This is a genomic window from Pelotomaculum schinkii (assembly GCF_004369205.1).
Classification (GTDB): Bacteria; Bacillota; Desulfotomaculia; order Desulfotomaculales; family Pelotomaculaceae; genus Pelotomaculum_C; species Pelotomaculum_C schinkii.
In genome coordinates this window covers 514,366-535,798 of record NZ_QFGA01000001.1, presented here as the reverse complement: position 1 = coordinate 535,798, position 21,433 = coordinate 514,366, and the positions used below count along the sequence as shown (strand labels likewise).

General features: G+C 49.5%; 14 protein-coding genes, 3 tRNA genes and 2 pseudogenes. 15 read left to right on the top strand and 4 right to left on the bottom strand.

What is annotated here, in order from left to right; all coding sequences use genetic code 11:
• Positions 1–12: 12 nt before the first annotated feature.
• From Psch_RS02630 to Psch_RS02595, 8 genes and pseudogenes are all read left to right on the top strand, one after another.
• The gene (locus Psch_RS02630; RefSeq protein ID WP_243124020.1) at positions 13–972 is read left to right on the top strand and encodes a type II secretion system F family protein; all 960 of its coding nucleotides are present in this window, start codon (positions 13–15) and stop codon (positions 970–972) included.
• Between the two features lie 11 nt (positions 973–983).
• The gene (locus Psch_RS02625; RefSeq protein WP_190239033.1) at positions 984–1,898 is read left to right on the top strand and encodes a type II secretion system F family protein; all 915 of its coding nucleotides are present in this window, start codon (positions 984–986) and stop codon (positions 1,896–1,898) included.
• 29 nt (positions 1,899–1,927) lie between these two features.
• The gene (locus tag Psch_RS02620; RefSeq protein ID WP_190239032.1) at positions 1,928–2,269 is read left to right on the top strand and encodes a DUF192 domain-containing protein; all 342 of its coding nucleotides are present in this window, start codon (positions 1,928–1,930) and stop codon (positions 2,267–2,269) included.
• 22 nt (positions 2,270–2,291) lie between these two features.
• Complete coding sequence (locus Psch_RS02615) at positions 2,292–3,980, top strand: methyl-accepting chemotaxis protein (RefSeq protein WP_190239031.1); 1,689 nt, start codon at positions 2,292–2,294, stop codon at positions 3,978–3,980.
• 227 nt (positions 3,981–4,207) lie between these two features.
• A complete protein-coding gene (locus tag Psch_RS02610) occupies positions 4,208–5,026 on the top strand; it encodes a sensor domain-containing diguanylate cyclase (protein WP_190239030.1) in 819 nt (272 codons plus the stop codon).
• A gap of 93 nt (positions 5,027–5,119) precedes the next feature.
• Positions 5,120–5,278: a DUF1540 domain-containing protein gene (locus Psch_RS02605; protein WP_134217459.1), complete on the top strand. Its 159-nt coding sequence runs from the start codon at positions 5,120–5,122 to the stop codon at positions 5,276–5,278.
• Between the two features lie 199 nt (positions 5,279–5,477).
• The gene (locus Psch_RS02600) at positions 5,478–5,975 is read left to right on the top strand and encodes a reverse transcriptase domain-containing protein (RefSeq protein WP_345789055.1); all 498 of its coding nucleotides are present in this window, start codon (positions 5,478–5,480) and stop codon (positions 5,973–5,975) included.
• Positions 5,909–6,061 (top strand): annotated as a pseudogene (locus Psch_RS02595) (IS66 family transposase); the annotation flags it as partial. The gene Psch_RS02600 and the pseudogene Psch_RS02595, both read left to right, overlap by 67 nt.
• Positions 6,062–6,231: 170 nt before the next feature.
• Here Psch_RS02595 and Psch_RS02590 read toward each other — a convergent pair.
• Positions 6,232–9,906 carry a hypothetical protein gene (locus Psch_RS02590; protein WP_190239028.1) on the bottom strand — a complete coding sequence of 1,225 codons (3,675 nt, stop codon included), beginning with the start codon at positions 9,904–9,906 and terminating at the stop codon, positions 6,232–6,234.
• A 1,077-nt stretch (positions 9,907–10,983) separates the two neighbouring features.
• On the opposite strand from Psch_RS02590, the pseudogene Psch_RS02585 reads away from it, so the two are divergent.
• Positions 10,984–11,496 (top strand): annotated as a pseudogene (locus tag Psch_RS02585) (site-specific integrase); the annotation flags it as partial.
• Positions 11,497–11,587: 91 nt separating this feature from the next.
• Here Psch_RS02585 and Psch_RS02580 read toward each other — a convergent pair.
• The 3 genes from Psch_RS02580 to Psch_RS02570 all read right to left on the bottom strand — a co-directional run bounded on the left by Psch_RS02580 (position 11,588) and on the right by Psch_RS02570 (position 11,853).
• A tRNA-Lys gene (locus tag Psch_RS02580) sits at positions 11,588–11,663 on the bottom strand.
• Between the two features lie 23 nt (positions 11,664–11,686).
• Positions 11,687–11,762 (bottom strand) — tRNA-Gln (locus tag Psch_RS02575).
• 13 nt (positions 11,763–11,775) lie between these two features.
• Positions 11,776–11,853 (bottom strand) — tRNA-Pro (locus tag Psch_RS02570).
• Between the two features lie 720 nt (positions 11,854–12,573).
• Here Psch_RS02570 and acsB point away from each other — a divergent pair.
• From acsB to Psch_RS02540, 6 genes are all read left to right on the top strand, one after another.
• Positions 12,574–14,772: an acetyl-CoA decarbonylase/synthase complex subunit alpha/beta gene (gene acsB / locus Psch_RS02565; protein WP_190239026.1), complete on the top strand. Its 2,199-nt coding sequence runs from the start codon at positions 12,574–12,576 to the stop codon at positions 14,770–14,772.
• A gap of 225 nt (positions 14,773–14,997) precedes the next feature.
• Complete coding sequence (gene acsC, locus Psch_RS02560; RefSeq protein WP_190239025.1) at positions 14,998–16,335, top strand: acetyl-CoA decarbonylase/synthase complex subunit gamma; 1,338 nt, start codon at positions 14,998–15,000, stop codon at positions 16,333–16,335.
• 43 nt (positions 16,336–16,378) lie between these two features.
• Entirely contained in the window at positions 16,379–18,319 is a 1,941-nt protein-coding gene (locus tag Psch_RS02555) for an ASKHA domain-containing protein (RefSeq protein WP_190239024.1), read from the top strand.
• Between the two features lie 168 nt (positions 18,320–18,487).
• Positions 18,488–19,246, top strand: coding sequence for an ATP-binding protein (locus Psch_RS02550; protein ID WP_190239023.1), 759 nt, complete (start codon positions 18,488–18,490; stop codon positions 19,244–19,246).
• Between the two features lie 282 nt (positions 19,247–19,528).
• Positions 19,529–20,470 carry an acetyl-CoA decarbonylase/synthase complex subunit delta gene (locus Psch_RS02545; protein WP_190239022.1) on the top strand — a complete coding sequence of 314 codons (942 nt, stop codon included), beginning with the start codon at positions 19,529–19,531 and terminating at the stop codon, positions 20,468–20,470.
• Positions 20,471–20,525: 55 nt separating this feature from the next.
• Positions 20,526–21,320 (top strand): methyltetrahydrofolate cobalamin methyltransferase, encoded by a 795-nt coding sequence (locus Psch_RS02540; protein WP_190239021.1) that lies wholly within the window; start codon positions 20,526–20,528, stop codon positions 21,318–21,320.
• Positions 21,321–21,433: the final 113 nt, after the last annotated feature.

Below are 21,433 nucleotides of genomic sequence, written 5' to 3'. Positions count from 1 at the left end.
AAAGTGTCCCTTATGGCCATCTTCTGCCTGGTTTTTCTTTCAATTCTGCTTTTTTTCCTGGGTTTTAAACAGCTAAAGGCCGGGGAGCAGGAGCAAATAGCCCTGCGGCTGCACAGGATCATCGGTGACCGGATGAAAGTTGTGGTTGAAAAGGTTAAAGCAAAAAGTAATGCCGGGGGAGGTCACAGGATCCTGGAACTGACCGGCCGTTTATTTTTGACCAGCAAGTTAACGAGTAAGTTTGAGAGTGAATTAACCAAAGCAGATATTCCGCTAAAGGGCGAAGAGTTTATGGGCTTGATGCTGATCCTGCCCATTGCCGGAACCTTTTTGGTTACCCTTGCCACCAGGAACATGGTGGCCGGGCTTATTGCGGCGGCCCTCGGTGTTTACCTGCCTCAATTCTTTCTTCGCCGGGCCAAGACAAAGAGGCTTAATAAATTCAACGCTCAGATTGGCGATGCCCTGGTGATTATGGCTAATTCGATGCGCTCGGGTTTCAGCTTTCTGCAGGCCATGGATATGGTTCGTAAGGAACTGCCCCCTCCGATATCCAAGGACTTCGGAGCCGCCCTCCAGGAAATGAATTGGGGCGCCCCGACTGATGAGGCGTTACTAAACATGGCTGCCAGGCTAAACAGCGAAGACCTCGAACTGGTAATCACTGCCGTTATGATTCAGCGGCAGGTGGGAGGAAACCTCGCCGAAGTGCTTGACACTATTGCATCCACGATCAGGGAAAGAGTGAAGATTAAGGGTGAAATAAAAACATTGACCGCTCAAGGGCGTATCTCCGGTCTGATTATCGGTCTTCTCCCCGTTTTCTTAACGGTAGTAATATATTTGATAAGCCCGGAATACATAGCGGTTCTGTTTAATAATAAAACAGGTTTATTGTTAGTTTTTGTTGCGGTACTATCGCAGGTTATAGGGCTGTCTATAATCAGTAAGATAGTCAATATACCGGCTTAGGGGGAATTATCTTGCTTTTACTAATCCTCGCGGCAATCTTTATCGAGGCTTTGCTTTTGTCCCTATTGTTATACAACTTTCTGTTCAAAGGCCGCCGGGAAATTGAACAGAGGGTTGCTGAGGTGGTCAGCCGCCGGACTACTACCGTCAGAGAGCAGGAATTGAGGGTTCCCTTTTATCGACGGGCAGTAAAGCCAATACTGCTCAAGATGTCTTTATGGATGATCAAGGCGCTGCCAATTGAAAAAGAGACCCAGTTGGGCCGCAAACTGGTCAAAGCTAACCTCAATGAAGCCATAGAGCCCAGAGAGCTGCTGGTTATAAAATACCTGGCCGGTATTGCGGGGGCCGCCCTGTTATGGATGCTTGGCGATATGCTGGGGAAAGGCTTTATGCAAGCGATGGTTTTGAGTGCCGCCGGACTGGGGCTGGGCTGGTACATGCCGGATTTCTATATTAATAGTAAGGGTCTAAACCGTATGCGGGAAATTGAAAAGTCTTTGCCGGATGTCCTGGACCTGCTCACTGTCAGCGTTGAAGCCGGACTTGGCTTCGACGGGGCGTTGATGAAGGTTGTGGAAAAAACCAAAAGCGCATTATCCCAGGAATTCACATTAATGCTAAAGGAAATTAAGATGGGCAAACCCAGAATTGAAGCTATGAGGGATATGTCCAACCGGGTTGATGTTGATGACCTGTCAACTTTCACAGGATCCGTTATTATGGCTGATCAATTGGGGGTAAGCATCGGTAATATTCTGCGCCTGCAGTCCGAGCAGATCCGGCAGAGGCGCCGCCAGCGGGTTGAGGAAATGGCTATGAAAGCTCCGGTGAAAATGTTGGTTCCCATGGTGCTGTTTATTTTCCCGGCCATTTTCGTAGTTCTATTGGGGCCTGCAGCCCTTAAAATTGCCAATGCTTTTTAAGTTTAAGAAACATACCGCGGGGTGAAGCGATGAAGTTAATAAATATTACCAACGGTGCTGTATTAGCCAATATGGTTCAAATAGCTGATGATTTTAAGACAAGACTGAAGGGACTGATTGGCAGGGGCGGCTTGAAAAGCGATGAGGCTTTAATCATTCGGCCATGCAAATCGGTACATACTTGTTTTATGCGTTTTCCCATTGATGTGATTTTTTTAAATGAAGATTTATACATTCTTCGTATAATAGAGAACATACAGCCTTACAGGTTCAGTCCCATCGTGGCAGGTTCCCGTATGGTTATTGAGATGCCGGCCGGGCGCCTTGCCGCTACCCTGACAGGAGTCGGACACCGGATCAAATTATTATGAAAATATCAATGAAGGAGGCATTATGATGAAAAAGCTTAAAACCGGCAAAAGTAACTTCCGTGCATCCCGCTTATCAATTACAAGCAAGATTGCCATAGCCTTGAGCCTTTTAATAACATTTCTGATATCGGTTGTAGGCATATCTGTAATTCTGAAACAGCAGGCGCTCTTTAAAGCTGAATTCAAGGATAAAGGATGGAGCATCGTCCATACCGCCCTGCCATATTTCTCAAACTACCTGCAAAGCAGCAATTTAGATTACGTCAACAGCATTATTAAAGCCATCGGCAAGTACCAGGACGTAAGTTATGTTATGGTCCTGGACGAATGGGGGAGGGTAGTTGCCCACACCGATGAAAGGCAGGTTGGGAAAAAGGTGGATGATGACGCCACCAAGAACGTCATGTCTATAAAATCAGATGCTGTGAATCTGCTTTTAGACGATGCCGGTAAACCCGCCCTGATGGACTTTTATGCTCCGGTTAAGACTACCGGCGGCAGCACTATAGGCTATTTCCGCATGGGTGTGAGCCTGGCCGGACTCACCGGGCAGACCAGGCAAACGTCCGTTAGTATTATACTGATCTGCCTGGCGGCAATCATTGCCGGCATCTTTCTGGCCCAGCTCATTACCAAAAGAATGCTTAAAAAGCCCTTTCAGGATTTGACCGTTGCGACCGAAAGGCTGGCCACCGGAGATTTTTCTTATAAGGTTCGAATTTATAGTCAGGATGAACTGGGGGATTTGGCCAATTCTTTCAACACCATGACCTTCCACCTGGCCAACCTGATCCATTCGGTACAATCCAGCGTGATTGACATCAATAAATCGGCAGAGCAAATCATCGGCCAGCTCCAAACTTCCGGCCGGACCAACAACAAGTTATCCCAGACCTTCGATTTATTAAAACAGGGAACAGAGGAGCAGGTGGCCATTTTAAAACAATCTTCTTCCCTGGCGGAGCAGTTGTCTGAACAGTCCAAAAACGCTATGGACGGGATCCTGCAAATATTAAGTGAAGTAAAAAAGACAGTTCAAGTGAGCGAAAAAGGGGTCAATGACATCTCCAGGGTCGGTGACAACATTCAGCAATCAGGCCGGTCTCTTGCCGGCACCCGGAACTTAATCAGGCAGGTGGATGAGAAAGCCCGGCAGTTTTCTCAAACCATCGCCGATTTTTCTGAGCTGCTCAAAAAAACCAACTCCTGCACTGTTCAGGTGGCGCTGGAGGCGGCCCGTTCGGGAAATGAGGAACTTGCTCGCGCTGCGGAGACCCTGCATGCCATCTCCGAGGAATCTGCGCAGCGGGTTAGCCAAATGTCCAGTGAACTGGCTGATGTTGATAATACCTGGTCGGCTGCGGAAAAAGCCATGGATTCAAACATAAAAAGCCTCTCGGAAGGACAGGAGGCGGTCACTGAAGCTGGGGATTCTCTGGAAAAAGTAATGAGGTCTCTTCTGCAGAGCAAGGACTTTATCGAGGCCGTGGCTTCCTCAGCCCAACAGCAATCGGCCAACATTGAAGACATCATCCGGAGCCAGAGCGGTATCATTAACGGCTTGCTGAAATCAATCAAAAAAAGCTCCGGCGCCGGGAGCGATACCAAAGTTCAGATGGAGAACCTGCACGACATAGATTCCCTGACTAAAAAGTTGATCCGCATGGTTGACCGGCTCAATGTGCTGTCGCTGCAGTTTAAAACTCAATAATAAGGGTGATATTTACATAATATAACATGGATGAGAAAAAGGGAGATATTTTTTATCACAGTTCTTAAGGGTTATAAAAATTAATTTTTCATAGAAGGAATTATGAAGTTAATGTCTAAATATTAAGCCGACATTTTAAGCCTTTTTTAAACAAATAATATTGAATGGGCAATGTTTTAGAAGGTGAAAGTTATCGAACCAAAGGAAATGAAAGGAGGTCGCCCAACATGAGTGACAGCTTTTTCCAAAATTTAATTGATAATATCCCGTTATTAGTCAAAGTGTTAAACCACAACGGAACAGGCGCATTTTTTAATAAAGGTTGGTTGGAATTCACCGGCCGCACGTTAGAGCAGGAAATTGGAAGCGGGTGGTCGGATGGCCTGCATCCTGAAGACATTAAGGGTTATCTGAAAGCTGTTGAAGAAGCTTGTGGCAACCGCCAAAGCAACCGCTATGAGTATCGCCTGCGGCGGGCGGACGGTGTGTACCGCTGGATTTTGGAAGAGGGTAAGCCGGTTACTTCACCCGGGGGAGGATTTGAGAGTTATATTTGTTCGGGCCTGGACATTACTGAACAAAAGCAGGCGCAGGAAAAAATTAGTAATAACTACTTTGATGAATTTACCGGGCTCCCCAACCGCCGCTTTTTTGAAGATTACCTGAGGCGGGAATGGGGACGGGCAGCCCGCACCGTAAGATCACTTACCCTGGTGATGTGCAGCGCCGGCCACAACAGTCAGAAAGACAACAAATACCTTAAGCTGCTGGGAAGCGCAATTAACAAAGAGCTGAACCGCCCAGGAGACTTCCTGGCCCTTTATAGCGACGAAAAGTTTATGGCTATTTTACCGGAAACAGACGCCCAAGGAGCGGCTGTGGTAGTCGATAGAATTCGGACCAGAGTTAAGACCCTGGAGCCCGGACACAGCGTTCCGGACATCGGGTTGATCAGCGCAGTCCCCACCATAGACGTTTCTACTGCTGCTGAACTGGTTGAACTGGCGGAGCAGGCTATGCAGCAGGAGAAGAAACAAAAGAAATAAATTATATTGTTTATATGATTAACAAAATTTTAAAAGTATCACTTCCTTAGATGTGGTTAAAATAATTAAAACCGGATTAAAGGAGGTGCGCTGATGCCGGAAGGTATTAACTGTAAAATTGAAGAGTGCCATCACAACGATACCGGTAAGTGTCTTGCAGATAATATTGAGGTCAGGTCAAGTGTCGATAATAAGATTTGCAACATGTCTGAGAATACCTGTTGCGAAACTTTCAAACCCAAAATGTCTTAACTCAAAAAATTAACCCATCTGTTAAAAAGATGGGTTAATTGCTCTTTGCCCACAAGAAAAGCACAACGGCAAGCACTCCTTCTTCCGGAAGCTTTGCCGTTTCTCCTTTTTCTGGTGGGCCATGAAGGACTCGAACCTTCAACCTGACGATTAAGAGTTGGTAAATCTTGTTATATAGCGTGATACAGCGTTATACAGAATGATTATTTTTAAAGGCTTTTGGGGAGGCATGAAAAATATTCCAGTTACTATCTTGAGAAAATATTTTCTCAAGTTTTTCTCAAGCCAATTCATCTGCTATAACTACGCTGATGACGTAGCCTTCATGTTTCAGTACGAGTTTGAAGCCAAGGCGTTCTTTGAAGCCATAAAAATCAGACTGGCAAAATTCGGCTTAGAGCTTTCCGAGGAAAAGAGCAATATAATACGCTTCGGACGGTTTGCCAAAGACAAAAACACCTTTGACTTTCTTGGGTTCACATTCATCAACGGAAAAGGGAGAAAAGACGGAAAATACGCCGTAATACTCAGAACCAGTAAGAAGAAACTCAAACAGAAATGCGCCGCCGTGAACCAATGGTTGAAAGAACACTTGCACGACAAACCGGAAGAGACAATACGCAACTTTGTCAGGAACAGCAGTTTTCCCGGTTGGGCATTGATCTATCCCGCCAGACGATGGCCAATTGGCTGTTAGCTGTTGCAGATCCGTGGCTTAAGATAATTTATGACTGGATGCATGAGCAGTTGGTCAAGCGGGATATCCTGCATGCCGATGAGACATGCCCCAACATGCCCAAAATGAGAACTGATAGCATAGCTTTGTAGGAAGATAACCCTGGAGGATTACCTCAATAAGTACGAGACTAGTGTAAATCGGATAAGGAAAGATTAAATAATCAAGCGGAGGGAGCATAAGCTCCCTCCTGTTCATTAACTCACTTGTTAACGACTTACGGTGTAATTATAGGGAATGGATTAGCATTCACCCAAACTGACCGTTCTGCACCACTAATCGCCCGGATTCTGAAGTAATATGTCGTGAAGCGCGGTACGATGGTTTGGTACATGATGGTATTGGCGCCAACCGTGCTGGTTACCAGGTTATTCGTAAAGGTTGCGTTGGTAGCTCCCTGGATTCTGTAGCTGGTCTCATTGTTGGCATTATCGCTCCAGGTTAACGTGACCAAGTCGTTAGAGCCAATTCCCACCCTTTCGGCTATGGCTATCACATTAGATGGTGCTGCGGGTGCAGTAAGCAGATTCACGTTTGCCGTGTTAGAGTAAGTTGACAATCCTGCCGCATTCACGGCCGCGACCCGGTAGGTGTAGTCATTGCCAGGCATGACAGTTGTATCAGTGTAGTTGGCGTTACCTGTATTATATATCGGTACTGTGACGAGCGTAAAGTAGGGTTCCCCATTATCAGAGCGTTCGACCACATAACCGGTCTCGGTAAAGGCATTGTCCCACCAGGTCAGACGAACTCTCGGTCCGGTTAGCAGCGTTGCCGTCAAGTTGGTTGGAGCCGCTGGTGGTTGATCTTGATTTTGACCAACCTGCACGACGTTGGAAAAATCAGAGTCTACTGTCATTGTTGGGAAGCCGGGAGTGGCGGTGTCACCGACAGTGTTGGAGGCAAATACCCGGTAGTAGTAAGCGTTGCTTGTGATGTCGATTGGATCGGTGTATGAATTTGAACCGGATGGCAGCGTTGCTAGAGTAGTCCACGGGCCAGCACTACTGGCCGCTCTCTGGACAGTGCAGCTAGTCTCGTTTGTGGAACTGCCCATCCATGTTAAAACTACACGCCTGTTTAAGCCGTTACCGAAAAGATTAGCAACGAGATTAGATGGTGCTTTCGGCGGAACAGCAAACACCATCGCGTGCATCATATCCATCTCTTCGTGGGCGAGGATATGGCAGTGATACACGTACTCCCAACCGAAGTTCACGTAGTGGTTGGTCACCTGGTTAATTGGATTACCTAACGGGTCGAACCATCCTGCGGGTGGTGGCGGTGTTAGTACAGATCCCTCGGGCATGGTCGGGTCGATCAGGCGAACACTGTTTGGTACCTCGAAGGGTACCTGTGAAGGGTTGGGAATACTCGGTCTCAGCGCAATGATCGTATGCTCGAGCGGGTTCACCCTGAAAGTTTCTTTCCAGCCCAGCTCGTTGGGAGCAGGCGGTAGCATGGCTCCGTCCCAGGCAACCCGGTTGATGAGCTGTGCTGAGAACAGGTGAGTATGAATGGTATGGGTATCCACACCGTTGTGAGTAATCTTCCAGATCTGAGTCCCATCATTAAAAGAGCCAATGGGAGTCGCATTAAGATTTGCGGTGCCTTTGATAATCTCAACGGGCGGGCTGGCAAAGCCGTAGACTACAAATTGGCTGAAGTTGGAACTGGTGACCGGAAATTCGAGCCCAAGCATGCCACTCATCCGTCCATACCCGGTGTCGTATACTTCACCCATCTCGTCCTGCAAAGCCTTCGGTTCAATCGGCAGGGTAACAGGTGGCAGAAGTGCTCCGCTTGCGTCTATCGGCCGAAAAGTTTTGGAGAACTCTTGAAGCAGCACGTAGGCGCTGGCAGCATCGGCAGGGAGATTCGTCACGTTGTAGGCGGAGTTGTAAGCGGCTTGTGGCATGATGATCGGATCATGGGACGCTTCAAAGACGCCCCTTTTCGTGCCTGTTTTAGCAAACACTGCTTCTAACGCGGTTATGTCGTACGCAGGAGCGGGAGTAGAAGCCGCCACTCTGATCTGCATGATCGTACGGATGTTGGGACCGTAGCCAGGTTGTGTGGACGGGGCGCCACCCTCGCCAGTCAGGTCCGGGTTACCCGTGTAATAATCGTAGCGAGGGTCGGCTGCCGGGAAAGCTGCGGGAGCATCGTTGTAGAGAATGAGGGTCTGCCCGGCATACTGGGAGAAGTCAACGATGACATCCGCCCGTTCTGCGGTTCCCAGTAGAAGCGAGTGTTGGTCGACATTTCCGAAGTTGAAGTTTGTCGCATTCAGGTTCCAGGTGATCGGCTGGCTGGGTATCACCACAGGCGCCGGCAGGAAACCGCTTTCGGTGCCGATCTGAACCCAGTCTGGTCCTTTCAGGGCCGGATCGGGTATACCACTCGGCCAGTCGGCTGGAAGGCCCGTTGTTCCGGCAGCAGATACCATCTTGACTTCTGAAGCATATCCTGTCTCAGGTGAGATGTAGCCGGCAGGATCCGCTACATACATCTGCAGGTTAAAGAAACGGTCATCGGCGGCATTCAGGATGCGGAAGCGGTAAGCCTTGGGCTCTACTTCCAGGTAGGGGTAGGCCGTGCCGTTGACAATAGGTGTATCCATAAACGCCTCGCCCGGCATTGAGGGGAAAGGCATCGCGGGTATCATCGGCGGTTGCTCGGGTGCATTTTCGGGATCGTAGTACGGGTTCGGCACCGGCTGATGTTTTACATTAGCCGTGGGCGGCCAGAACCACGGACCGTACATCCAGCGGCCAAACGGGTTTGCTCCGGTGGGATCCCAGGGATTCTGGGCTGGGCTATAGACGTGAGGATACCAGAGGTCGCCGGTATTGGGTGTGCCTGGTGTTGTCCCCCAGATCCAGGTCGGGTCCGTATTGAGAATGGTGTTGGTATCAACGAAAGTTTTGTCCTGGATGACCAGGGGAATCCCAAGATCAGGGAGAATCTTTTCCAGGCCCGGGTTGACGCCGGATTCGTTGGCGCCATTGATCAGATCCTGTTCGACCTGGTCTGTCAGTAGATAAGCTGCGGCTTCTCCTACATAGACATTAAGGCGAGTGATACCATATGAGTGATCATGATAGAACATCAGCCTGGCATTTTGTGCGTTGGTGTAGTACAAGGTCTGCATCCCATCGCGGGGGTCGTCTACATTCTCCATATCAGGGACATTCACTACACTTACACCCTCAGGATAGGGAGTGTCTTCTCCCGCCGGGGTAATCCACTGGTGCGGCGTCCCATCGCTGATCCAGACGGTGTTATTACCATGGAGATGGATGTCGGCACGGTTTTGCGTGTAATGCATAGGCATGGCATCCATTACTAGCGGTCCATGCCCCGCCCCCATAACGGTTGTATCCACCGGGATGAAGAGGTCCCCGCCAGCGCCGGTAGGAAGCAAATTGTAAAACTTGATGCGCACCGGTACTTCACGGGTGGCAATAATGGCAGGCCCCATATAATGGGGCGCATCCACACCGTAAGCCTGGGTGCCATCACCTTTTATAATCGGCGTACCATTATAGGTCAAAGCAATTTGCGCACCGGGAACGACTGTTGTAGACAATTGCACATAGCCTCGGAGCGTGGTGGGTGGCAGATCCGAGTGCATCTGCTCTTTAAACTCAACCACAGCGATTTCGTAGTAGTCAGAGCCCGGATAGGTCGTAGAATCGGCGACAGCAACCGGGATATACTGGCCCAAAGCGTTTGCACCGGCAGGTCCGAGTCTTGGCATTGCATCAACAAATTTTCTCAGCGGCGGACTATAGGCCCAGTTGGCGGTACCGAAATAGTCCGGAACCGGGTATCCAGTATCCGGGTCGACCACGAGAGCCGCCCGAACTAAATTTTTTTTCTTCTCCATTTTTTACCTCTTCTCATAATTTATTCATACAGCGATGTTCCCATTGGATTTTGTCATAAAATATGATATTCATTATTCATTTATTAGTGAATTATCGTTGGCGGGCTATTGCTTGGTTTGCTATTTATTGGTGGATTATTATTTATTATGTAGCGAGGCCCTTTGCCATTAAATAAGAATATTAATATTTGAGCCATATTTGCCGAAGCAGCTACCGACATTGACTGGCTTAATGAATATAGAGTATTTTTTAGAACTCTCGGTAGAGCACCGGGAGTTTTTTATTGTCCTGGAAAGGTGGTGTATTTATGAATAAATGCAAAGGTTGCATCTGGGCGACATGGCTTAGCCATAAAATGGTAGTCTGCTTCTTCCATGAATATGTAAAGAAAATAGGTGACAAAGCCTTTGTTCCTATCCCAGCAGTCCCAGCTGTAAGAAGGCAGCTACTGACCGGAACATAAACGCAAGCTGAATACGCCGTCGCAGAACGTGCATGTTAAGAGATTGACATTTTGTTACCCTGGTCTGATGCATTGCCGACCGACTGCCGCATGCCCCAACATGCCCAAAGTGATAATACTCCAGATCTCTCTTGATATACAGGTGTGCCCGTTTGTACGCTTACGCAACTTGGTATCAAGCTTGTCGGTCACTATCGCTATTACGGAGTCACTGGAGACTATATATCTCTAGCAAGATTCCTGAGGCATGTGCAATGTCGCCTTAAATTCTGGCTTTCACGGAGAGGACAAAAGAAGCGAATGAACTGGAACAGGTTTAAAAGCTCCTTAAATTTAATCCGCTACCATTCCCCCGTATATACGTAAAACTGGGTGACTTGAACGTTTGATGAAGAGCTGGATGTGTTACTAGCACAAGTCCGGTTCTGTGAGGGTGCGAAGGGCTCCGTAACACGTCCTTCAATCTACTCGACCAAAGAGGGGAAGCGTCGAGAACTGCTCCCGACGCTCTCCCCTCTTTTCTCTAAGCTATACGTAAGTAATTTTTATTAATTCTATGTAAAAAAGCGAATAAGGGAGTAGACTCTAAAATTAGGGGTTTAAACCGGGAGAGGTTTTGGGGTTAAAGTGGGGAGACATAGATTTTAACAGAGCAGTAATAAATATCAACAGAATACAAGTCCTAAAGAAGGGGACAAACATACTGGAATTTGGGCACCCAAAAACCGCAAAAAGTAGAAGAGAAATTACGATGCCAGAAATGCTTAAAAATGAGTTAGAAATACATAAGAGTCAACAGGAAAAAAATAAAGAGGAATATGGTGATTACTACCAAGATGACGATTTAGTATTATGTTGTAACGATTGTGGCATACCATTTAAAAATTCTTCTATTGGCAGTAACTTTAGGAGCATGGCGCGAAAGGCTGGGTATCCTATATCCTTCCATGATTTAAGACATATTCATGCCAGTCTGTTATTGAAAGCGGGAGAGCATCCAAAGGTAGTAAGTGAACGTTTGGGACATTCACAGATTGGGATAACGCTGGATATCTATTCACATGTAATGCCTGGTATGCAGAAGGAAACAGCCAAAAAAATTGACAATCTCTTGGCAAATGAATAGACTATTTTCTCAACTTTTTCTCAAGTTTTTCAAAATAATAAAGAACGGCAAGGTCTCCGATCCCCGGAAGCCTTGCCGTTTCTACTTTTTCTGGTGGGCCATTAGGGACTCGAACCCTAAACCTGACGATTAAGAGTCGCCTGCTCTACCAATTGAGCTAATGGCCCATAAGTTTATTTTTGTGTTATTTTGGCTGGGGCGGCTGGATTCGAACCAACGAAATGCCGGAGTCAGAGTCCGGTGCCTTACCGCTTGGCGACGCCCCAATCGTAATTTGGATGGTCGGGATGGAGGGATTTGAACCCCCGGCCTCTTGCTCCCAAGGCAAGCGCGCTAGCCAAACTGCGCTACATCCCGTAAAACTGATACAAAAATTATTATAACCAAAAATAATGTGTGCGTCAAGACATATAAAAAAATGTCCAGCTTACGCTGGACGGGGAGAGATAGAACTCACCAAAGCGGAGTAATGATAGTATTCTCAGGCTCATTTGAAAATATACTATAGTACTGTGAAAAATAGTGTAACCGGTTTCAATACAATTTCAATGCTCTGTTTATCCGTTAAGACCAACTTCATAGCCATCTTAGGAATGAAATACTATAAAAGAAGAATGTTTTGCCGGCGTTTTTTGGACATGAAGTGATGAGCAGTTTTATTATGTTTTTGTGGTGGCTAAAGAGATTCTAATTGATTATTGGTGAGGAACCATGATACCATTATGCACGAGTATGTCTTCTTCAATTGGTATTGATTTGGTTGGCGTCCCTGATTGTTGTTAATATTTTACTCATAATAGTCTAAATCTGCATGATAAAGGGTTTGCTTACCAGATTTAAGTCTCCCGCTTGCAGTAGAAGGAATATTATATTTCTGTGTAGAAAAAAGTTTATTAGTAACCAAAACACCAGGGTTTATCGAAAAGCTATAAAAAAAGCACATTAAAAATGCCATCCAGTAACCGGAGACATTCTCATCCTTGCAGTATGGTCAAGCGTAATTAGCCTTTTCCTTTTTCCCTTATAAAAAATTTCTCTGCCGGAATTATTAGCCGAAAGCGTGAAAGGGGAAGTGAAATGACAGAACAGGTAAATTTCGAGCAGATCTACGACGGTTGCATTGAGCCCGGCAGAGAGCCCAAGAAATTATTCCAGTGTGTTTATGACGGCGCTATTACTGCATTAAGCTATGCGGAAAACCTGCTCGGCAAAGCCATCAGCCAGTATGGCGCCGAACATCCGGTTGGGTACCCGGATACGGCTTATTACCTCCCGGTCATTGCCTGCATAAGCGGTGAGCGGGTTACCACTTTAGGTGAACTGCCCCCGATTCTGAACCGGATGAGAGCGAGGGTAAAGGAAGAAAGAACCTTTCAAAACATGCTCCTATGGGGTGAGTCAACCTGGTACGCCGCCGAGATAATCGAAGCGCTGCGCTACCTTGAGCACACTCCTGAAAAACCGCTGCATGTACCGCCGTGGACCGGGTTTGTTGGGGATCCGGTCGTCCGCCAGTACGGCCTTAAGATGGTTGACTGGACGATCCCGGGTGAGGCAGTTATTATCGGCCGGGCCAGAACCTCCAAGGACGCCAAAATGATTGTGGACAGCCTGATGGCCAAAGGCATGATGCTGTTTTTGTGTGACGAGATCATTGAACAGTTACTCGAAGAAAACGTGAAGATGGGGGCGGAGTTTATCTCCTATCCCGTCGGTAAATTTACGCAGGTAGTCCACGCCGCCAACTATGCCCTGCGCGCCGGTATGATGTTCGGCGGTGTCCCGCTAGGGCAGAGGGAAGCGCAGCGGGACTACCAGCGCCGTCGCATCATGGCTTTTGTCCTCTACCTGGGTGAGCGGGACGTGGTCAAGGATGCCGCCTGTGCCGGAGCAATATTTGCTGGTTACCCCGTCATTACCGATCAGCCACTGGCTGACGACGAGCAGATAAAGGACTGGTTTATCTCAGAGCCCGACTACAAGAAAATAGTCCAGGTTGCACTGGAAACCAGGGGTATTCAGATCACCTCCATTGATATCGACGCTCCCATAACGATCGGACCGGCTTTTGAGGGCGAGAGCATCCGCAGGAAAGATATGCACTGTGAGTTTGGCGGGCAGCGGACCCCGGGTTTTGAGCTGGTGAAGATGGCAGGCACGGATAAGATTGAGGACGGCAAGGTAAACATAATCGGTCCGGATATCGACACAGTAGAGACAGGCGCAAGCCTGCCCATCGGCATCCTGGTAGAAGTATGCGGCCGTAAGATGCAGGAGGACTTTGAGCCGGTGCTGGAACGGCGTATCCATTATTACGCCAACTACGGCGAAGGTATCTGGCACGTGGCCCAGCGGGATATCACCTGGGTACGGATTAGCAAAGAAGCTTACAATAAGGGCTTTCGTCTCAAGCACCTGGGGAATATCCTTTATGCCAAGTTTAAATCCGAGTTCCCTTCCATTGTTGACCGGGTTCAGGTTACGATTATTACGGATGAGGCTGCGGTGCTTAAAATGCGGGAGGAAGCGAGAGGGTACTACCAGAAAAGGGACGACCGCTTGCGGCAACTGCGGGATGAGACGGTAGACACTTTTTACTCCTGCACCCTCTGCCAGTCCTTCGCGCCGACCCACGTCTGCATGGTATCTCCCCAGCGTGTAGGCCTGTGCGGCGCGGTAAGCTGGCTGGATGCCAAGGCCTCTTATGAGATAAACCCGCACGGTCCAAACCAGCCTGTTCCCAAGGAGGGGATTATTGACGAAGTCAAAGGGCAGTGGCAGTCATTCAACGAATTTATCTTTCAAAACTCTCAGCAAACAGTGACGGCAGTCAACTTTTACACCGTCATGGAATACCCGATGACCTCCTGCGGCTGCTTTGAGTGTATTCTGGCCTTGGTCCCTGAATGCAATGGTTTTATGGTGGTCAGCCGGGAGTACGGCGGCATGACCCCAAGCGGCATGACCTTCTCAAATCTGGCCGGAGCCATTGGCGGAGGCGCCCAGATGCCTGGCTTCATGGGTATCGGCAGGTCGTATCTGTCCTCACCTAAGTTTATCCAGGCTGACGGTGGACTGGCAAGGTTGATTTGGATGCCCAAAGACCTCAAGGAAGACTTAAGAGAAAGGCTGGCGGAGGCAGCTGAGGCGGCAGGCCTGGGCCGTGACTTCGTTGACAGTATCGCAGATGAGACGATTGGCGCCGGCGGAGAAGGAATACTGCCCTTCCTGGAGGAAAAAGGTCACCCGGCACTGACCATGGAACCGCTCTTTTAGTTGTTTTTTTAACCTTTATGCTTTATGCGGCGCTGGCAGAAAGATGAAAACATAGCGATGTTGGTGCGATTCCGATCGCACTTGCGCTGCAAGAAGTTTAAATAATTTGTACTAGCCTTATTTTATACTGTAAGTTCATGTGTGATGAATGATTCATCCCCATTTGTTTGTGTTCGGGATGTTTTTTGGGGGTAGGTTTTAATGATAGAAAGGGGATCAGGGTGAATGGCATTAACAGGTTTAGAAATATTTAAGCAATTGCCCAAGACCAATTGCAAGGACTGCGGCCAGGCCACCTGTCTGGCTTTTGCCATGGCGCTGGCCACAGGGAAAACCAGCCTTGAACAATGTCCTCACGTGAGTGATGCCGCCAGGGAAGTCCTTGATTCCGCTTCGGCGCCGCCGGTGGCTTTAGTTAAGATCGGCGTGGGTGAAAAACAGGTGGCGCTGGGCAACGAAACCGTTCTTTTCCGGCATGATAAGCGCTTTGAAAATCCTTGCGCTATTGCCGTTTCTGTTAGTGACATGCTTAGCGAGATTGAGGTTTATGACAGGGTGGCTGCGATAAACGGGCTGGTTTTTGACCGGGTCGGGCAGTTACATGGTGTCAACATGGTGGCAGTGGTCAACAGCTCCGAGGACGCCGATAGATTTGCGCTTGTTGTACAGACAGTTGCCGCCGTCAGTGAATTACCGCTGGCTCTGCTTAGCGATGATCCTAGCGCTATTGAAAAGGCATTAGCCATAGTGTCAGCTAAAAAGCCACTAGTCGGCCCGGCCAACCTGGCGAATTACGAAGCGATGACCGCCCTGGCCAAATTATATGAAACACCCTTGTTAGTTAGGGGAAGCGACCTCAATGAGCTGGCCTCCTTGGTGGAAAAGGTTGCCGCTTTGGGCTGGAAACAGCTTATTTTGGATTCCGGCGCTCGTTCTGTGGGCAAAGTACTTGCCGACCAGACTCAGATCAGACGTCAGGCTCTGAAGAGATTCAGACCTTTCGGCTATCCCACTATTGCCTTTGCCACCAATGTTGATTCCATGCAGGCCGTGCTGGACGCCGGTATCTATATTTCCAAATATGCCGGTATCGTTGTGGTTGACAGCGTCAATCGCGCTGATATACTGTCATTGATCACACTGCGCCTGAATATTTATACCGACCCGCAAAAACCAATTGCAGTGGAATCAAAAGTTTACGAAATTTTAGCTCCGGGTCCTGACTCGCCGGTGTATATCACGACAAACTTTTCCCTGACCTATTTTTGCGTGGCAGGTGATATAGAAGCGTCGAGGGTGCCGGGTTACCTGCTGCCGGTAGATACGGACGGTGTTTCGGTCCTCACCGGGTGGGCCGCCGGGAAGTTTACGGCTGAAAAAATCACCGAAATGCTGAATAGCTGCGGTATAGCCGACCGGGTATCGCACCGCAAACTGGTGTTGCCCGGGGGTGTGGCGGTAATCAGCGGCAGGCTGGAGGAATTATCAGGCTGGGAAGTCATGGTGGGCCCCAGTGAATCAGCCGGCATACCGGCTTTCATAAAGCAGCGCTGGGGGGCATAATCTACTTATCAAAGGTTTTTCATGAAAGGGATTAATCTTATTTATGGCTGATTACCATGTACGCATCCTGCCGGATAACAAGCTGATCACATTAAGCGACGAGCAAAACTTACTAAAGGCCATGACTGCCGCAGGTATACCACTTCAAGCATCCTGTGGCGGCAGGGGGACCTGTGGTCAGTGCAGGGTGATTATAAAAGAAGGACAGGTGTGTTCATCAGAGGCCGGAACAATAAGCCAAGAGGAACAACGTCTGGGATATGTCCTGGCCTGCCAGTCCCGGCCGGCTAGTGACCTGGTTGTAGAAGTTCCGGCCGGTACAAAACTCGGTGAACACCGGGTGCTCCTTGGGGAGGAGCAGGAAGCCCGGGATGCACGGTACGGTGAAGATGCAGAAGCTTTTGTCCTGTACGGTGATAACAGTTATCCTGCTGTTGAACTGCCTGTCTACAGAAAAATAAGGCTTAAAATACCTCAACCAACCCTGGACGACCCTGCGGACGATTGGGGCAGGCTGACCAGGGCTACCCGGGGAGAGACCGGTATCGAACGGCTTAGCGTTTCCCTGAATGTGTTGCGCGACTTACCTCGTGTTTTAAGAGACGCCGGTTGGGATGTGTCGGTTGCCCTTGCGGAAAAGGATACCTGGCAGGGTGTGGAAATCGCCGGGGTTGAACCTTTTCCCAGCGGGCGGAAATACTATGGTCTTGCCGTTGATATTGGGACCACGACCGTTGCCGCTGAATTGGTTGATTTGGAAACCGGTCGGACCGGGGGCGCCAGGGGTAGCTTTAACCGTCAGTCCGTTTACGGTGACGACGTCATTTCCCGGATTATCCATGCCGAAGAGAACCCGGGCGGATTGGAAGAATTGCAGAAGGCCATTTTAGAGACGGTAAATGATTTAATCAAAGATCTGGCCGGGGGGCTTGGGATCGGACAAGCCGATATACGCGCGGCGGTGTGCGCCGGCAACACGGCGATGACCCACCTTTTTCTCGGGATCGACCCGGCCTATATCCGGTTGGAGCCCTATACCCCGGCAGCTAATAATATCCCGGCCGTACAGGCCGGCCAGGCGGGACTGCACATCCATCCCCAGGCCTGGGTACGCTTTATTCCCGGCACAGCCAGTTACATCGGCGGTGATATAACGGCCGGAGTGCTTGCGACCGGTATGTCGGAGGCCGATACCTTGACTCTTTTTATTGATATCGGTACCAACGGTGAGATGGTGCTGGGCAACAACGAATGGCTGATCTCCTGCGCCTGTTCGGCCGGTCCGGCTTTTGAGGGCGGCGGGCTAAGGTACGGGATGCGGGCGATGGATGGCGCAATTGAAAATGTACGAATCACGGCAGGCGGCTCAACAGTCCAGTACAGCACTATTGGTGGTGGAGCTCCCCTGGGTATCTGTGGCACCGGTCTGATTGATTGTGTAGCCTGGCTTTACCGGTCAGGAGTGATCGATCGTGGCGGTTCCTTTGCTCCACATACTCCCAGTCCCCGCGTTCGTGATGCCGGCGGGGGAAAGGAGTTTGTCCTGGCCTGGTCCGGGGAAGCCGGAGGAGGTTCCGACATCAGCATATCCGAAGCTGAAATAAAATATATCCTTCGCTCCAAGGCTGCTGTCTACGCGGGAATACGCAGCATGCTGCAGATGGTAGGTTTGCCGTTTGAAGCAATCGAACGGGTGTTTATCGCGGGGGGGTTCGGCCGCTATATTAATATCAGGGAAGCAATCAATATCGGGCTGCTGCCTGATATCCCCGTCCAAAAATACGCCTACATCGGCAATAGTTCACTAAAAGGGGCCAGGCTCTCACTGCTCTCAAAATCAGCCAGGGATGCCGCTGAAAAGATAGCGGGGAAGATTACCTACCTTGAGCTCAGCGCCGGCAACACTTTTATGGAGGAATTTGTCTCGGCTCTTTTTATACCGCACACGGATTTGGAGCTGTTTCCCACGGCAGCGCGACGATAATCACTATCCTAAAAATGTAGGTGCGAATTCATTCGCACAAAAGTTACTTGAGATACCCAAGTTCGGCGCTGACGCCCCGTGTGCGATTAAAATCGCACCTGGTATTTTCATGATACGTGGCGCCGCGATAGCGGTGTGTGGAACTACTTTGAAATGAGGTGGGCGGAGATGGCCCTGCAGATAGCTGTCGCCGGGAAAGGCGGGACCGGAAAGACAACTTTTGCCTCACTGGCCATAAGGCAATTGACTCTGAACGGGATGAAGCCGGTACTGGCGGTGGATGCGGATGCCAACGCCAACCTGAACGAGGCGCTCGGCATTGAAATAGAAGAAACCATATCCGACATACTGGCGGACTTAAAAAACGGGACGGAACCCATGCCTGCCGGGATGACCAAGGACCAGTATGTGGAATACAAAATCTACCGGTCCCTGGCCGAAGGCGAGGACGTGGACCTGCTTTCCATGGGCGGGCCGGAAGGTCCGGGCTGTTACTGCTACGCCAATAATATTCTACGCAAATGTATGGAGAGCCTGTCCCGCAATTATGCAGTTGTGGTGGCCGACAACGAGGCAGGGTTGGAACACCTGAGCCGTCGCACCACCCAGGATGTCGATTTTCTTTTTGTGCTCAGCGACGCCAGCGCCAGGGGGATACGTTCCGCCAAGAGGGTCAAACATCTGGTTGACTCTGTAAGTCTTAAAATGAAAGAAATATTCCTGGTGGTTACCAAAGTCCAGGAAGGTTCGCTGGAAGCCTTGCGCGGAGAAATTGAGGATACAGGCATGGCGCTAATCGGTACAATTCCGCTTGATCCGGTGATTGTTGAATATGATCTGCATGGTAAGCCCCTGGTTGACCTGCCGGATGACACGCCTGCAGTGAAAGCCGTCCAACAGATATTAAGCAAGGCTGGCATAACATAACTGTTGCACAGCTCCTGATTCATAAATGCCTACACTGAAAATACACCCAGAGCGCTTTAAAAAAATGTAGGTGCGAATTCATTCGCACATGACCCCATAGGAATGCAGTGTAAATGGTTTAGCGTAAACCCTTGAAATTTTGTGCGTCTGAAACCATATGCATTGCTGGAATTATCATCATGAGCCGGCGCCGCTCGAGGCATTAAAATATCCTGCTATTCAAAAAGCATCTAACATATTGGTTAATACCCCATTTGCTGAGGTTGAAAGGAGCATTAAATTATGGCGGTTGCGATTGTGAAGGAACGCTGGACCGGGCAGGTTGCCGAAATGACCATGGGTCTGGAGCCAAACGCTCTCAAGGTTGGAGGGGAAAGCACCCTACCCTTTCTCCCCTTTGAGGGAGGTTGTCCAAATAAGCCGGTTGTTGGTTTGGAAGTATTGGATATGGAGCCGGAAGAATGGCCGGAGACGCTGAAGATTCAATACGGCGATGTGCTCACTGATCCGGCAGCTTGGGCCCGCAAGTGTGTTGACTTTGGGGCCGACCTGATTTGTCTGAGACTTATCAGCGCTCACCCGGACCAAAAAGATACCTCTCCGGAAGCAGCCGCCGCAACTGCGCGGGCTGTGGCTGAGGCTGTGAACGTTCCTCTTGTGGTATTAGGCTGCGGCATGGAAGAAAAGGACGCTGGTTTGCTGGCGGCTGTTGCTGAAGCGCTGGCCGGGAGAAATGTGTTAATCGGTTGCGCCACGCCCAATAACTATAAAACCATTACCGCCTCCTGCATGGTACACGGCCATAACATCATCGCCTCTTCACCGCTGGATATAAACCTGGCCAAGCAGTTGAACATCTTGATTAATGAAATGAACCTGCCCCTAAATCGCATCGCTATCGACCCTCTGGTTGGTCCCCTCGGCTATGGTCTTGAGTATGCCTATTCGATCATGGAGCGGGCGCGGATCGGCGCCCTGACCGGGGATAAAATGCTGTCCATGCCGGTGATCTGCTTTATCGGGTCTGAAACCTGGAAGACTAAAGAAGCCAAAACGGAAGATAATCAGGAATGGGGTGAGCAGGCGCGCCGTGCCGTCCTTTGGGAATCGCTTACAGCGGTCAGTTTTGTCCAGGCCGGTGGCTCCGTATTAATCCTTCGTCACCCGGAATCGCTTAAACAGTGTAAGACTCACATTGCCGCCATGACCGGGGCAACAAAATGATAATCGTATCAAACGTGGTTGCGGATTCATTCGCACAAGGGGGGTTGTAAATATTATGGAATTAATCGGTGAACGCATTAACGGAATGTTTAAGGACATCAAAGAAGCAATATTAAATAAAGACGCAGCTGTCATTCAATACTGGGCAAAGCGGCAGGAAGAAAAAGGAGCCCATTGGCTGGATATTAACACCGGCCCCACCGTTTCCCCGGAAGAGCAGCCTGCAGTAATGACATGGCTGGTCCAGACTGCCCAAGCGGCAAGTACACTGCCTTGCTGCCTGGACTCAACCAGTCCCGCAGCCATTGAAGCCGGGTTAAAAGTACACCGCGGCCAGGCCTTAATCAACTCAACCAGCGCTGAACAGAGCAAGATGGACATTTATTTCCCGATGGCAGTTCAGTATGGAGCCAGGCTGATCGGGCTGGCTATGAACGAGGCGGGTGTACCGAAGGACGCGGCGGCACGCGCCGCCCTGGCTATGGAGCTTGTGGTAAATGCCGATATGCACGGGTTGGCGATGGAAGATCTCTATATTGACCCGCTGGTTCTGCCGGCTAACGTTGCTCAGGAGCACGGCCCGGAAGTAATTGAGGCCATCCGCCAAATTAAGATGCTGGCCAGCCCGTCGCCCAAGACAGTTATTGGTCTATCCAATGTATCCCAACGGTGCAACGAGCGCCGCCTCTTGAACCGGACTTATATGGTGATGTGCATAACCGCAGGCCTTGATTCGGCAATAGTGGATATGGAAGACGACCTGCTGGTTGACGCGGCGGCCGCCACCGAAATACTGCTCAACAGAAGCATTTATTGCGACGCGTTTTTAAAAACATTCAGGCAGCGCTAGAGATCCTGCAGCAAAGCAACAACCGTTGTTAGTCATTTTAAAGTTGGGCCAGGTGGATTTTGCCTGTAACAAAACATTGAGACGGCCTGTATCTTGTGGCAATAATGCCGGAA

Bases quoted from the DNA above. Each gene is read 5' to 3' on its own strand.
- Psch_RS02630 (WP_243124020.1), top strand. From the start codon at position 13: ATGGCCATCTTCTGCCTGGTTTTTCTTTCAATTCTGCTTTTTTTCCTG.
- Psch_RS02620 (WP_190239032.1), top strand. From the start codon at position 1,928: ATGAAGTTAATAAATATTACCAACGGTGCTGTATTAGCCAATATGGTT.
- Psch_RS02615 (WP_190239031.1), top strand. From the start codon at position 2,292: ATGATGAAAAAGCTTAAAACCGGCAAAAGTAACTTCCGTGCATCCCGC.
- Psch_RS02610 (WP_190239030.1), top strand. From the start codon at position 4,208: ATGAGTGACAGCTTTTTCCAAAATTTAATTGATAATATCCCGTTATTA.
- Psch_RS02605 (WP_134217459.1), top strand. From the start codon at position 5,120: ATGCCGGAAGGTATTAACTGTAAAATTGAAGAGTGCCATCACAACGAT.
- Psch_RS02600 (WP_345789055.1), top strand. From the start codon at position 5,478: ATGATTATTTTTAAAGGCTTTTGGGGAGGCATGAAAAATATTCCAGTT.
- Psch_RS02590 (WP_190239028.1), bottom strand. From the start codon at position 9,906: ATGGAGAAGAAAAAAAATTTAGTTCGGGCGGCTCTCGTGGTCGACCCG.
- acsB (WP_190239026.1), top strand. From the start codon at position 12,574: ATGACAGAACAGGTAAATTTCGAGCAGATCTACGACGGTTGCATTGAG.
- acsC (WP_190239025.1), top strand. From the start codon at position 14,998: ATGGCATTAACAGGTTTAGAAATATTTAAGCAATTGCCCAAGACCAAT.
- Psch_RS02555 (WP_190239024.1), top strand. From the start codon at position 16,379: ATGGCTGATTACCATGTACGCATCCTGCCGGATAACAAGCTGATCACA.
- Psch_RS02550 (WP_190239023.1), top strand. From the start codon at position 18,488: ATGGCCCTGCAGATAGCTGTCGCCGGGAAAGGCGGGACCGGAAAGACA.
- Psch_RS02545 (WP_190239022.1), top strand. From the start codon at position 19,529: ATGGCGGTTGCGATTGTGAAGGAACGCTGGACCGGGCAGGTTGCCGAA.
- Psch_RS02540 (WP_190239021.1), top strand. From the start codon at position 20,526: ATGGAATTAATCGGTGAACGCATTAACGGAATGTTTAAGGACATCAAA.